Annotated in this window: 11 protein-coding genes; 8 read left to right on the top strand and 3 right to left on the bottom strand. The window is 72.1% G+C overall.

Annotated features, from left to right (window positions below):
* Window positions 1–71: 71 nt before the first annotated feature.
* On the bottom strand, window positions 72–824 hold the full coding sequence (locus J2Y69_RS05120; RefSeq protein WP_310018225.1) for an SIS domain-containing protein: 753 nt from the start codon (window positions 822–824) through the stop codon (window positions 72–74).
* Window positions 824–1,774, bottom strand: a complete 951-nt coding sequence (locus J2Y69_RS05125; RefSeq protein WP_310018227.1) for a MurR/RpiR family transcriptional regulator — start codon at window positions 1,772–1,774, stop codon at window positions 824–826. The genes J2Y69_RS05120 and J2Y69_RS05125 overlap by 1 nt, the downstream gene beginning before the upstream one ends.
* 93 nt (window positions 1,775–1,867) lie before the next feature.
* On the opposite strand from J2Y69_RS05125, the gene J2Y69_RS05130 reads away from it, so the two are divergent.
* The 3 genes from J2Y69_RS05130 to J2Y69_RS05140 are packed head-to-tail and all read left to right on the top strand — an operon-like array spanning window position 1,868 to window position 5,493.
* Window positions 1,868–2,929, top strand: coding sequence for an N-acetylglucosamine kinase (locus J2Y69_RS05130; protein WP_310018229.1), 1,062 nt, complete (start codon window positions 1,868–1,870; stop codon window positions 2,927–2,929).
* A gap of 12 nt (window positions 2,930–2,941) precedes the next feature.
* Window positions 2,942–4,609 (top strand): arginine--tRNA ligase, encoded by a 1,668-nt coding sequence (argS, locus tag J2Y69_RS05135; protein ID WP_310018231.1) that lies wholly within the window; start codon window positions 2,942–2,944, stop codon window positions 4,607–4,609.
* Window positions 4,610–4,611: 2 nt separating this feature from the next.
* Complete coding sequence (locus J2Y69_RS05140) at window positions 4,612–5,493, top strand: LmeA family phospholipid-binding protein (RefSeq protein ID WP_310018233.1); 882 nt, start codon at window positions 4,612–4,614, stop codon at window positions 5,491–5,493.
* 59 nt (window positions 5,494–5,552) lie between these two features.
* Here J2Y69_RS05140 and J2Y69_RS05145 read toward each other — a convergent pair whose 3' ends face one another.
* Entirely contained in the window at window positions 5,553–6,584 is a 1,032-nt protein-coding gene (locus tag J2Y69_RS05145) for a YhjD/YihY/BrkB family envelope integrity protein (RefSeq protein ID WP_310018235.1), read from the bottom strand.
* Window positions 6,585–6,752: 168 nt separating this feature from the next.
* Here J2Y69_RS05145 and lysA point away from each other — a divergent pair, with 168 nt between their 5' ends.
* The 5 genes from lysA (at window position 6,753) to prfA (ending at window position 13,812) form a co-directional block, all read left to right on the top strand.
* Entirely contained in the window at window positions 6,753–8,225 is a 1,473-nt protein-coding gene (lysA, locus tag J2Y69_RS05150) for a diaminopimelate decarboxylase (protein ID WP_310018237.1), read from the top strand.
* A complete protein-coding gene (locus J2Y69_RS05155) occupies window positions 8,222–9,526 on the top strand; it encodes a homoserine dehydrogenase (protein ID WP_310018239.1) in 1,305 nt (434 codons plus the stop codon). Before lysA ends, J2Y69_RS05155 begins: the two co-directional genes overlap by 4 nt.
* A gap of 1 nt (window position 9,527) precedes the next feature.
* A complete protein-coding gene (gene thrB, locus J2Y69_RS05160; protein ID WP_396653038.1) occupies window positions 9,528–10,511 on the top strand; it encodes a homoserine kinase in 984 nt (327 codons plus the stop codon).
* A gap of 166 nt (window positions 10,512–10,677) precedes the next feature.
* Window positions 10,678–12,714 carry a transcription termination factor Rho gene (gene rho / locus J2Y69_RS05165; protein WP_396653039.1) on the top strand — a complete coding sequence of 679 codons (2,037 nt, stop codon included), beginning with the start codon at window positions 10,678–10,680 and terminating at the stop codon, window positions 12,712–12,714.
* Between the two features lie 18 nt (window positions 12,715–12,732).
* Window positions 12,733–13,812, top strand: coding sequence for a peptide chain release factor 1 (prfA, locus tag J2Y69_RS05170; RefSeq protein WP_310018243.1), 1,080 nt, complete (start codon window positions 12,733–12,735; stop codon window positions 13,810–13,812).
* The last annotated feature ends 1 nt before the right edge of the window (window position 13,813 follow it).

Raw genomic sequence — 13,813 nt, forward strand, 5'->3', positions numbered from 1 at the left:
GTGTGAGGGGTGCAGGTGATGCTTCAGTGCATTTCGGGTCTGGTGCGGATAGGGAATGATGGACCGCCGCGTCAGGCGCCGCGACGAATCCGGTCTCGGTAACGGTCCTCGAGGACGGAGTTGTGCTCGTCGCCCCCGGGGATGTTGGCCGAGATGTACAGGGGAGGGGTCTCGCCGGCGTCGGCGATGGCGCGGGAGACTCCCAGGGTGAGGAGCTGCGCGATGAAGGCGGCCGTGATCGAGGAGATCGCCCCGACGCCGATGCCGTCGGACACCTCCAGGGTCGAGTCGCCGTAGGGGGCGAGGTTGTCGATCACGACGTCGGCGATCTCGCTGAGCCGCTTGCCGCTCGGGTGCTTGGGCTCGACGCGGGCGGTGTGCTCCAGGCTGGTCACCGCGATCACGGGGTGACCGTGCTCCTTCGCCCAGAGCGCGACGCCCACGATCGAGCCGTTGACACCGGAGTTGGAGGCGATCACGAAGACGTCCTTCTCGCCCACCGGGGTGACGGCCATCAGCTCGTCGACGACCCACGGCTCGCGCTCGAGCGATCCGGTGAGCACCTCGGCCGCGCGCTCGCCGTGCAGGACGATGTCGCGGAGGGCGAGCTTGTTGGTCGGGATCAGCCCTCCGGCGCGTCCGGCGATCTCCATCGCGAACGCCTCCGAGTGCCCGGTCCCGAACGCCTGGATGACACCGCCGTCACGGAGGGCGTCGGTCAGCAGCGCGATCGCGCGGTCGAGGTCGCCGGCCTCGGCGCGCGCGGTGAGCGTCTCGAGACGGGTCTGGGCTTCGCGGAGCAGATCGGATGGGGTCGCGGTCATCAGGATGCCTCCTTGGGGCGGTTGGCCGGGCGGTTCGAGGAACGGGCAGGGGGACGCCGGGTGCGCCGATGGCCGGAGACGGCCATCGAGCTCGCGGCCAGCCGACCGGCGGCCTGGCCGAACGTGTGCTGGGCGACGAGCAGGTAGAGCAGGTCGATCACCAGCAGCTGGGAGTGCTTGACCGAGAGGTCGTCGGGACGGAGATACGGCGTCGCGGCGGCGGTGGTCAGTGCGATGTCGGCGACCGAGGCGAGCCAGGAATCCGCGTCGTGCGTGAGGGCGACCGTGAACGCGCCGGCCGCTCCCGCCTGCGACAGCATCTGGATGGTCTCCTCGGTGCGCCCGGTGTTGGAGATGCCGACCGCGACGGAGCCGGTGTCCTGCAGGACCGCGCTCGTGAGTCCTTCGTGGACGTCGGACCAGGAGTGCGAGTTCACGCCGATCCGGTACAGACGGCCCTGGAACTCGTCCGCGATGACGCTGCTCCCGCCGACGCCGTAGATGTCCACGTGCCGGCTCGCGGCGATCGCACGGGCCACGTCCTCGACGTCGGAGAGGTTCAGCCAGGCGGTCGTCGTCTCCAGGCTCCTGATGTGGAGGGAGAGGAGTGTGCGCAGGACGCGGTCGGAGGAGTCGTCCGGGCCGAACTCGCGGCCGATGTCCGCCTGCCAGGTCGCGTCCGCATCGCCGCGTCCGGACTCGGAGGCGACGCCGACCCGGAACTGGGTGTAGCCGTCGAAGCCGATCGCGCGGCAGAATCGCGTGACGGTGGCGGGGGAGGTCCCCGCGCGCTCGGCGAGCTCGGTGATGGTCAGTTCGACGGCGGCGCTCGGGTGATCGGTGATCACGTCGGCGATCTTCGACATCGCCGTCGGCATGGCGGAGCGGTGCAGCGCGATGCGCTGTGCGATGGTCGGCACATTGCCGACGACGTTGCTCCGTGACACCATTGCCTCCGTTGAAAATGTATCGCGGGCTTCGACGCTCGCGTGAAAAACATTCTCATCCGGTTTCATCCGATCGTCAACAAGGACAGGTCACGAATGTGTAGCGAATCTCTGGTTCTCGGCGTGGACGCCGGGGGGACATCGACGCGAGCGGTGCTCACGACGGCCGAGGGGACGGCCGTCGGATACGGCGTGTCGGGGAGCGGGAACCCGATCTCGGTCGGCCCGGACGGGGCCGTTCGAGGGGTCTGGGGCGCCGTCGAGAAGGCGCTCGCGCAGGCCGGGGCAGCCATCGGGGACGTCTCGCTCCTCGCCGCGGCGATGGCCGGAAACGACGCGACGGGACCCGGGGAGTGGCTCCGCGACCCGCTGGCGGCCGAGGGCTTCACCGGCGACCTGGTCTTCGAGTCCGACCTGCTCGCGATGTACTTCAGCGGCACGGTCGCCGAGGCGGGGTACGGCGTCGTGTGCGGGACGGGGTCGAGCGTGATCCGCGTCGAGGGCGGCCGCACGGTCGCCACCGCCGACGGGCTCGGGTGGCTGCTCGGCGACAGGGGCAGCGGCTTCTGGATCGGCAGGAGGGTCGCCAGGGCCGTGGTCGAGGACCTGGATGACACGGGTCCCGTCACCACGCTGACCCCGGCGACGCTGGCCAGGCTCGGGATCGCGGACGCGTCGGACGGGACCGCCGGGGAGTCGAGGGCCGGCGTCAACGGACGACGGGACGGCCTGGAGGCGCTCATCCACGCGCTCTACGCCGCGCGGCCGATCGAGCTCGCGGGCCTCACCCCGCTCGCCTTCGACGCCTGGGAGGGCGGCGACGCGGTGGCGGCCGAGATCCTGGCGACGGCGGGAGGGGAGCTGGTGCGTACGTTCGAGGCGGTACGCACCGTGGCCGGTCCCGTGGTGATCGGAGGGAGCATCCTCGCCCGCTCCGGCCCCCCGCAGGACGCCTTCGCCCGCGGCATCGCGGCGGCGGGCGCGATCGAGGCGCCGATCCGCGTCTCCGACGGCGCGGCCGGCGCCGCCTTCCTCGCCCTCCGACACGCCGGACTCGCGCCGGGCGCCGCGGAGCGGGAGCGTCTCGTCGAGACGATCGCCGCGCTCCGCGCCGGGGGCCCGGCGGGCGGAATAGGGGAGGGGGCGCCGCGCGCCTAGAATCGGAGACCTATGAGCCCCGATGCCCTCGCCGAAGCCGTCCTCTCCGTCCTGACGCCGATCGCGGCGGAGCGAGCGCCGGGCGAGCCGTTCGCGCTCGCCGCGGCGGACATCGTGTTCGACAGGCCGCGCAACCGCGACCACGGGGACTGGGCGACCAACATCGCCATGCGGCTGGCGAAGCCGTTCGGCACCAACCCGCGTGAGCTCGCGCAGCGGATCGCCGACGGACTCGCCCAGGTCGACGGCATCGCCGAGGTCGAGGTCGCGGGTCCAGGGTTCATCAACATCCGTCTGGAGGCGGGAGCCGCCGGGGCGCTCGCCCGCACGATCGTCGAGGCCGGTGACGCCTACGGGCGCAACGACTCGCAGGCCGGTCGCTCGATCAACGTCGAGTTCGTCAGCGCCAACCCCACCGGGCCGCTCCACATCGGCCACACCCGGTGGGCGGCGCTCGGCGATGCGATCGCGCGTCTCCTCGACGCCTCGGGGGCGCACGTCGCCCGGGAGTACTACATCAACGACGCCGGCGTCCAGATGGCGCGCTTCGCGGGCTCCGTCCTCGCCGCAGCCAAGGGCGAGGACACCCCGGAGGGCGGCTACGCCGGCGCGTACATCGGCGACATCGCCGCGCGCGTCCTCGTCGCACGACCCGACCTCCTCGACCTGCCGGAGGAGGAGCAGCTCCTGGTCGCCGGAGAGCTCGCCTACGGGTACCAGCTCGCCGAGCAGAAGGAGTCCCTGGCCCTGTTCAACGTCCACTTCGACGTGTGGTTCTCCGAGCGGGTCCTGCACGCGCCGGGCGTGGACGGCGCGCCGAGCCTCGTGGATCAGGCGGTGGACCGCCTCCGCGCTCAGGGGCACGTCTTCGAGCAGGACGACGCCGTGTGGGTGCGAACGACCGACTTCGGCGACGACAAGGACCGCGTGATCCGCCGCTCCAACGGGGAGTACACGTACTTCGCCGCCGACGCCGCCTACTACCTGAACAAGGGCGACAGGGGCTTCGAGCACAAGATCTACCTGCTCGGCGCCGACCACCACGGCTATGTGCACCGCCTCAAGGCCCTCGCGGGAGCCGCCGGGGACGACCCGGAGAAGGACATCGAGGTGCTCATCGGGCAGCTGGTCTCGGTGGGCGGCGCACGGCTGAGCAAGCGTGCCGGCAACGTCATCGAGATGGACGACCTGCGCGAGTGGCTGGGCACCGACGCCCTGCGGTACTCGCTGGAGCGCTCCCCGGCGGACTCCCCGCTGTCGCTGGACCCCGAGCTCCTGCAGAGGCGCACGAACGACAACCCGGTGTTCTACGTGCAGTACGCGCACGCGCGCACCCACAACGTCTCGCGCAACGCCGCGGACTCCGGCGTCGACCGCTCGGAGTTCGCTCCTGAGCTCCTCGTCCACGAGGCCGAGGCCGCGCTCCTCGGCGCGCTGCAGGAGTTCCCACGGATCGTCGCCTTCGCCGCGGAGGTGCGCGAGCCGCATCGCGTCGCCCGCTACCTGGAGGAGCTTGCAGGGCTCTATCACCGCTGGTACGACAACTGCCGTGTGATCCCGCAGGGCGATGACCCCATCGAGACCGTCCACCGGACCAGGCTGTGGCTCAACGACGCCACCGGCCAGGTGCTGCGCAACGGGCTGCGGCTCCTCGGCGTCTCGGCTCCCGAGCGGATGTGACCATGAGCGCGGGCGACTCCGGGAGCACCGAGCCCTATCCGCGGGGACTGGGCGACTCCCATCCGACTCCGCCGGCACCCGCCGGGGGAGCGCCGGGGGAGCCGCTGCCCTCCCTGCCGCCGTCGGACGAGGTGGTCATCCGCCGTCGTCGCCGTCGCTGGCCGTGGGTCATCGCCGTGGCCATCGTCGTCGTCGCCGGACTGGCGGTGGCCGGCGAGCTCGTGGCCAGATCCCTTGTCGCGGACTCGGTGCGCGGCCAGGTGATCGCAGCCCTGGATCTCCCGAAGGACCAGCAGCTGCAGGTGGGCACGGAGGGCCTCGTCCTGCCGCAGCTGATCGCCGGGCGCCTCGACGTGCTCGACGTGTCCTCGGAGGAGATCGCCCTGGGGCCGCTCGTCGGCGCCGCGTCCGTGCACGCCGTCGGAGTGCCCGTGCGCGGCGGCGGGACGGCCCAGGCCTCCGGCACCGTCCGCGTGACGGCCGGGCAGTTCACCGAGCTCGCGAAGGAGAGCGGCCTGCCGATCGAGGAGATCGCGCTGTCGGCACCGGACCTGACGGCGAAGGGCGAGGTCTCGCTCCTCGGCGCGAAGGTGCCGCTCTCCGTGCAGGTCACCCCCGGCGCCGAGGACGGCGACGTGACCCTGACGCCGGTGTCGGCGACGATCGGGAGCGTGACGCTGAAGGCCGATGAGATCGAGTCGCGCTTCGGATCGTTGGCGAAGGGGCTCACCGGGACGCAGCGCGTCTGCATCGCCGATCAGCTCCCCGCAGGCCTCCGCCTGGTCTCGCTGGCGGTGAGCGGAGACGTGATCGTCGCCGGGATCGAGGGTGCGATCGCCTCGGATTCGACGCAGCGGGAGAAGGGCACCTGCCCCTCCCGATGACGATGCTGGCCCGATGACCGTGTCTGCCCGATGACCGTGCCGGTCGTCGGGGCGCGGTCTCACCGCGGACGGCGCTCGGCGGCCACGGCCTTCTCCGCCGTCTCGCGTTCGGCCTCGGCCGCGGCGAGAACCCGGACGGCCCGCTCGAGGCGTCGCTCGGCGAAGGTCTGCGGGTGCCCCGAGCGCTCGTCCGCCTCGTCCTCGGCGGCGGTGATGACGTAGGCGCCGGCGTACAGCAGGACCTGGGCCGAGAGGTTCAGCCAGAGCAGGAGCGCGATGAGCGCCGCGAAGGACGCGAGCAGCGGATTCGCCCGCGCTCCGCCGACGAACAGGCCGGAGAGCTGCTGGAGGACGAGCAGACCGGCCCCGCCCAGCAGCGCGCCCTGCCAGAGCGCCCTGGCCGGCGCCCGGACGCCGGAGAGGACCAGGAACAGCGCCGCGACCAGGAGCGTGTCGAGGGCGAAGACCACCACGAGGTCGAGGAGGCGCTCCGCCCAGAACTCCTCGGCACCGTGCCGTGCGCCGAAGAAGCCCGTCACCGCTCGGATCCCCGCGGTGCCGGAGAAGGTGGCGAAGGCCGTGAACGCGAAGGCGAGCCCGATCCCCGCGGCGAGGGCGAGGTTGCGCAGGATCACCCAGAGCCAGAACACGTCGTCCGCGAGCGTCCCGGCGAGCGTGCGCAGGGCGGTCCGCAGGGACCCGACCGCCCCGATCGTCGCGCCGACCAGGGCGATGAGGGACACCGCCCCGGTGACCGAGAGCTCGGCGGGGACGCGGATCCTCGCCGGGTCCACGAGTCCGCCCTCCCCGACGAGACCGGGGATCGCGGTGCCCACGGTGCGCACCAGCGCGTCGAAGGCCTCCGGATTGCCGGACAGCCACAGCCCCGCGGCCGAGAAGCCGAGGAGGACCGCGGCGAAGACGCTGAACAGCGCGCGGTAGGTGATCCCGTCCGCGAGCGAGGGGCCGCGGCGTTCGAGGTAGAGGAGCGCTGCGCGCGCGGCCCGGCGCCGCAGCGCCCACGCGACGGTCGCCGACACCGCCCGCGCGATCGGGTTCCCCGGCCGGGGCGGCCTCTCATCCTGATCCATGGGATCGAGCGTACTGAGCGGACGCGGCAGGCCGCGTCCGGCGAGACCCCGCGGGTGTCCTAGAATTCTGGGAAATCGGCACCTCTCGTGCCGTGACCGTCCGTGCCGGATCCGCTCCTGCGAGCAGGTCGCGCGGGCGGTGCACATGCCCCCGACGATTGGTGCTCCGTGGCCTCCGCCCTGCCCGACGACCCGCTCGCTCCGGACTGGCTCATCGTGCCCGAGGACGCCAACGCGCTCCCGCCCCGGATCTGGCCCGCCTCGGCCCGCCGCGCGGCGGACGGCGCCCTCACGCTCGGCGGGGTCGGCGTCGCGGAGCTCCGCGAGCGCTTCGGCACCCCCCTCTACGTCCTCGACGAGGACGAGGTCCGCACGCACGCCCGGCGCTTCGTCGCGGCGTTCGGGACTGCCGCCGAGGCGCACGGCACGACGGCCCGGGTCTACTACGCGGGCAAGGCGTTCCTGAGCGCGGAGGTCGCCCGCTGGGTGGTCGAGGAGGGCATGGGGGTCGACGTGTGCAGCCGCGGCGAGCTGGAGCTGGCGCTCGCCGCGGGCGTGGACCCCGCGCGCATCGGCTTCCACGGCAACAACAAGCGGGTCTCCGAGCTCGAACGTGCGGTGGAGGTCGGCGTCGGCACGATCATCGTGGACAGCGTCATCGAGATCGAGCGCCTCGGTGCGATCGCCGAGCGCCGCGATCGCGTCCAGCACGTTCTCCTCCGCGTCAACAGCGGGGTCCACGCCGAGACGCACGACTTCCTGGCGACGGCCCACGAGGACCAGAAGTTCGGCTTCCCGCTCACGGAGGCTCCGGCGGCGGTCGCACGCATCCGCGAGATCCCGAGCCTGTCGCTCCTCGGCCTGCACTGCCACATCGGCTCCCAGATTTTCGGCGCGTCCGGCTTCGAGGAATCCGCGTCCCGGGTCGTCGACCTGCATGCGGCGCTCCTCGCCGGCGGCGAGCTGCCGCTGCTGAACCTCGGCGGCGGCTTCGGCATCGCCTACACCGCCGCGGACGCCCCCACCCCGATCGAGCAGCTGGCCGCCGCGATCGTCGAGGCGGTCGCGCAGGAGTGCGACGTCCGGGGCGTCCCGATCCCGGGCCTCGCCTTCGAGCCGGGCCGCTCGGTGGTGGGCCAGGCCGGGGTCACCCTCTATGAGGTCGGCACGACCAAGCCCGTCTCGCTCGGCGATCGCGGCGAACGCCTCTACGTGAGCGTGGACGGCGGCATGAGCGACAACGCCCGGCCCGCCCTCTACGGTGCGCAGTACTCCGCGCGCATCGCGTCCCGCGAGGGGGCCGGCGCCCCGGTGCTGGTCCGGGTCGTCGGGTCGCACTGCGAGTCGGGCGACATCGTCGTCGATCACGAGTACCTCCCGGGCGACGTCACCCCCGGCGACCTCCTCGCCGTCCCCGCCACGGGCGCCTACTGCCATGCGCTCGCCAGCAACTACAACCACGCGCCGCGTCCTGCCGTCGTCGCCGTCCGGGACGGCCGGGCGCGGGTCATCGTCCGGGGCGAGAGCATCGCGGACCTCCTCGGACGCGATGCGGGGCTCGACCAGGACGCCGCGCCCCAGACCTCCCCGAACCCGATCGTCCAGAAGTCCGGCCGCAGCGCCGGAGAAGGAGAAGCATGACGGAGCACCGCACCCTCCGAGTCGCCCTGCTGGGCGCCGGGTCCGTCGGATCGCAGGTCGCCAGGCTCCTGCTCGCGCACGCCGACGATCTCGCCGAGCGCAGCGGCGCGCGCCTCGAGCTCGCCGGCATCCTCGTCCGGAACCCGGACGCGCCGCGCGACGCGGAGCTTCCGCGCGAGCTGCTCACCACGGACGCGGAGGCGCTCATCCTGGGCGCCGACATCGTGATCGAGCTGATGGGCGGGATCGAGCCCGCGCGCACGCACGTGCTCGCGGCGCTCCGCTCGGGAGCCGATGTCGTGACCGGGAACAAGGCCCTGCTCGCCACGCACGGCGCGGAGATCTTCGAGGCGGCCGACCAGGTGGGCGCCTCGGTGTCCTACGAGGCGGCGGTCGCCGCCGCGATCCCGATCATCCGTCCGCTCCGGGACTCGCTCGCCGGCGACCGGATCGTCCGCATCTTCGGGATCGTCAACGGCAGCACGAACTTCATCCTGGACAGCATGGACCGGGAGGGGCTCGCCGCCGAGGACGCTCAGCGCATCGCGACGGAGCTCGGATACCTCGAAGCCGATCCCACGCTCGACCTGGAGGGCTACGACGCGGCGCAGAAGGCCGCGATCCTCGCGAGCCTCGCCTTCCACACGCAGGTCTCGATCGAGGACGTCCACCGTCAGGGGATCGAGTCGGTCACGGCCGGCATGATCGCCGACGCGCGACGCGCCGGCTACGTGATCAAGCTGCTCGCGATCTGCGAGCGGCTCGGCGGCGCGGAGGGCGACGAGATCTCGGTGCGGGTGTACCCGGCCCTGATCGACCGCGACCACCCGCTCGCCTCGGTCCACGGCGGCAACAACGCGGTCTTCGTCGAGGCGGAGGCCGCGGGCCCGCTGATGTTCTACGGCGCGGGGGCCGGTGGCGCGCAGACCGCGTCGGCGGTGCTCGGCGATGTCGTCTCTGCCGCCCGCCGCCACATCGCCGGAGGGGTCGGGATCGGGGAGTCCGCCCGCCAGAGCCTTCCTATCGCGCCGATCGGCCGGATCACCACGCGCTATCAGATCACCCTCGAGGTCGAGGACCAGCCAGGCGTCCTGGCCACGGTGGCCGGCATCCTGAGCGAGGAGAACGTCTCGGTCGCGACCGCGCTGCAGACGGTCGACGCGGATGAGGCGGCCACCGCCCGCATCGTGATCGGCACGCACCGCGCCTCCGAGGAGGCGTTGAGCGGGACCGTGGCGCGGCTGGCGGGCACCCCTGTCGTGACGAGGGTCGTCTCCGTGTTGCGCGTGGAGGGGGAGTGACGTGAGCGGAAGCACCGTGCCCACCGGTTCCGTGCCTGCCGGTTCCGTCCGTCCTGGCGCCTCGGTGCAGGTGCGGGTGCCGGCGACCAGCGCCAACCTCGGTCCCGGCTTCGACACGCTGGGCCTCGCGCTGAGCATGTACGACGAGCTCGATGTGACGGCGCTGGCGTCCTCCGACCTCGAGGTGGAGGTGAGCGGCTCTGGCGCCGAGGTTATCCCGCGCGACGCCACGAACCTCGTCGTCCGGTCCATCGCGCACGTGTTCGCCGACGCGGGGGTCGACCTGCCCGGCATCCGTCTCGTCGCCCGCAACGGCGTTCCCCACGGCCGCGGGCTCGGCTCCTCGGGTGCTGCCGTCGCCGCGGGCGTCCTGGCCGCGAAGGGCCTGCTCCAGGGGATCGTCGAGCTGGACGACGTGGCGCTGCTGCGCCTCGCGACCGAGCTGGAGGGGCATCCGGACAACGTCGCCCCCGCGCTCTTCGGCGGTCTCACGATCGCCTGGATGGGGCAGGACGGCCCGCGGCACAAGAAGCTGCTCGTGCACCGCGGCGTCTCGCCGCTGGTGCTCGTCCCCGGCTACACGATGTCGACGACCGCGGCGCGCAGCCTGCAGCCGGAGCACGTGCCCAGCGAGGACGCCGTGTTCAACGTGTCGCGCTCGGCGCTCCTCGTCGCCGCGCTCACGCAGAGCCCCGACGTGCTGCTGGACGCCACCGATGACCGTCTGCACCAGGACTACCGGGCACCGGCGATGCCGGAGACCAATCGGCTGGTGCGCGCCCTCCGCGCGGAGGGCTTCGCCGCCGTCGTCTCGGGCGCGGGGCCGAGCGTGCTCGTGCTGTGCGACGGGCCTGGCCGCAGGCTCGACGCCGCAGCCGTCGCCGACGCCGTCACGGACACTCCCTGGGAGCGTCGGATGGTCGCCGTGGACGTGCGGGGTGGTAGCATGAGGAATCGAGCGGAGGGCCCTTCGTCGCAATCGTGATCCCGGCCCGAGACGCAATCTCTGCGTCACCCGCACACCATCCGACCGGTTCCTGGAACCCTGGTCGCATGCGCTGGGCAACCGGCTCAGCGCAGGATGCCGTGCGGTCGCGTTCAGTATCTGCTGTTCGTGACGCTCATTTCCCGTGACTTATAGAGGAGTACTCGTGGAGACCATCTCCGAGACCCAGTCCGAGAGCCAGGCGACCGCCCCGGCTTCCGACTCCGCCGCAGCGGGAGAGGCGCCCAAGGCTCCGGCCCGCAAGCGCGCTCCGCGTCGGGCGACCACCGCCTCCACCGAGGCGGCGGCCAAGGCCGAGCCCGCCAAGGCCGAGCCCGCCAAGGTCGAGGCAGCAGCGTCGGCTTCGGCTGTCGCCGCCGAGGCGCCGGCGAAGGCGCCGCGGCGCTCAAGGGCCAAGAAGGTCGAGACCACCGCTCCGGCCGCAGGAGGGGAGGGCGCTGCCGCGGCAGACGCATCCCCGGCGACCGGAACGGCCGCCCCGGCGATCGACGCCGGCGCTGCCGCCGAGCCCGCGGCCACCGACGCCCTGAAGAAGCCCGCCCGGGCGCGGAAGACCCGTGCCGCCAAGGCCGACGACGCGGCAGCGGCCGCGGAGAAGGACGGCGGATCGACCGCCGACCGGCAGGCCACGGCGCAGGAGAAGCCCGCCGCCGACAAGCAGGTCGCCGACAAGCAGACCGACAGGCAGGCCTCCGACAAGCAGGCCTCCGACAAGCAGGCAGAGGCCGCGGCGGACAAGCCGGCCGCCGACCGGGGCGGGGAGCGGTCCGCCGAGAAGTCGGACGACGCCTCGGACTCCGGTGACGAGCAGAACGGCCGCGGACGCAGCCGGAACCGCAGCAGGAGCCGGAACCGCAACGGCGCCCAGAACGGCAACGGCGGCGGCGAGGCCGCGCCCGTCGAGGACGACAGCGCCTCCTCCTCCCGTCAGCGTCAGCGCAACAAGCGCCGCAACGCGGGCGGCGGCGCGGACGAGTTCGAGACCGAGATCGGCGAGGACGACGTCCTCATCCCGATCGCCGGCATCCTCGACGTGCTCGACAACTACGCGTTCGTGCGCACCACCGGATACCTCGCCGGCCCCAGCGACGTCTACGTCTCGCTCGGGCAGGTCAAGAAGTACAACCTGCGCAAGGGCGACGCCGTCGTCGGCGCCATCAAGCAGCCGCGCGAGGGCGACCAGCAGCAGCAGGGGCGCCAGAAGTACAACGCCCTGGTAAAGGTCGACTCGATCAACGGGCTCTCCGCCGACGACGCGGGCACCAGGGTCGAGTTCGGCCAGCTCACGCCCCTCTACCCGCAGGAGCGCCTGCGCCTGGAGACGGCTCCCGAGAAGCTGACGCAGCGCATCATCGACCTCGTCGCACCGATCGGCAAGGGCCAGCGTGGCCTGATCGTCGCTCCGCCGAAGGCCGGCAAGACCATCGTGCTGCAGCAGATCGCCAACGCCATCGCGCAGAACAACCCCGAGGTCCACCTCATGGTCGTGCTCGTGGACGAGCGCCCCGAAGAGGTCACCGACATGCAGCGCACGGTGAAAGGCGAGGTCATCGCCTCCACCTTCGACCGGCCCGCCGAGGACCACACCACGGTCGCGGAGCTCGCGATCGAGCGCGCCAAGCGCCTGGTCGAGCTGGGACGCGACGTGGTCGTGCTGCTCGACTCGATCACGCGTCTCGGCCGCGCCTACAACATCTCCGCGCCCGCCTCCGGACGCGTCCTCACCGGAGGGGTCGACGCCTCGGCGCTGTACCCGCCCAAGCGCTTCTTCGGCGCGGCGCGCAACATCGAGAACGGCGGATCGCTCACGATCCTCGCCACCGCGCTCGTGGAGACCGGCTCCAAGATGGACGAGGTCATCTTCGAGGAGTTCAAGGGGACGGGCAACAGCGAGCTTCGGCTGAGCAGGCAGCTCGCCGACAAGCGGATCTTCCCGGCCGTCGACGTGAACGCGTCGAGCACCCGCCGCGAGGAGATGCTCCTCTCGCAGGACGAGGTGAAGATCACCTGGAAGCTCCGCCGCGCCCTCGCGGGCCTGGACCCGCAGCAGGCCCTCGAGGTCGTGCTCGGCAAGCTCAAGGAGACCCAGTCGAACGTCGAGTTCCTCGTGCAGATGCAGAAGTCGATGCCGACGCCCCCGGCGACGGGGCACAGCCACGGCCACGAGAACAGCATCCGCTGATCCGAGCGGCGGCGAGTCATGTTCGAGTCCGTCCAGACCCTGATCGACGAGCATCGCGAGGTCGAGCGGGAGCTGTCGGCCCCCGATCTGCACGCCGATGCCGCCCGCGCCAAGCGGGTGAACCGCCGGTATGCCGAGCTCAGCAGGATCGTCAAGGCGCACGAGGACTGGGTGGCGGCGGAGGACGACCTCGCCGCCGCCCGGGAGCTCGCCCGTGAGGACGCGGCGTTCGCGGAGGAGGTCCCCGCGCTCGAGGAGCGGCTGCAGGCCACCCAGGAGCGGCTGCGCCGCCTGTTGATCCCGCGGGACCCGGACGACGCCCGTGATGTGATCCTGGAGGTCAAGGCGGGGGAGGGGGGCGCGGAGAGCGCCCTCTTCGCTGCGGACCTCCTGCGGATGTACGTGCAGTACGCCGCGTCCAAGGGGTGGAAGACCGAGCTCCTGGAGCGGAACGAGTCGGACCTCGGCGGGTACAAGGACGTCCAGATCGCGATCAAGGGATCATCCTCTGACCCCGCGCAGGGCGTGTGGGCGCACCTGAAGTACGAGGGCGGCGTGCATCGCGTCCAGCGCGTGCCGGCGACCGAGTCGCAGGGGCGAATCCACACCTCCACCACGGGTGTGCTCGTCTTCCCCGAGGTCGACGAGCCGGACGAGGTGCAGATCGCGGCGAACGATCTGAAGATCGACGTCTTCCGCTCCTCGGGCCCCGGTGGGCAGTCGGTGAACACCACGGACTCCGCGGTGCGGATCACACACCTCCCGACCGGCATCGTCGTCTCGATGCAGAACGAGAAGTCCCAGCTGCAGAACCGCGAGGCCGGTATGCGCGTGCTGCGCGCCAGGCTCCTCGCCAAGCAGCAGGAGGAGCGCGATGCGCAGGCCGCCGACGCCCGGCGGTCCCAGATCCGCGGGATGGACAGGTCCGAGCGCATCCGGACCTACAACTTCCCGGAGAACCGGATCGCCGATCACCGGACCGGGTTCAAGGCCTACAACCTCGATCAGGTGATGGACGGCGCGCTGGACCCGATCATCGAGTCCGCGATCTCCGCCGACGAGGAGGCGCGGCTCGCCGCTCTCGGCGCCGAGGGCTGAT

The organism is Microbacterium resistens (assembly GCF_031456305.1).
GTDB classification, from domain to species: domain Bacteria; phylum Actinomycetota; class Actinomycetes; order Actinomycetales; family Microbacteriaceae; genus Microbacterium; species Microbacterium resistens_A.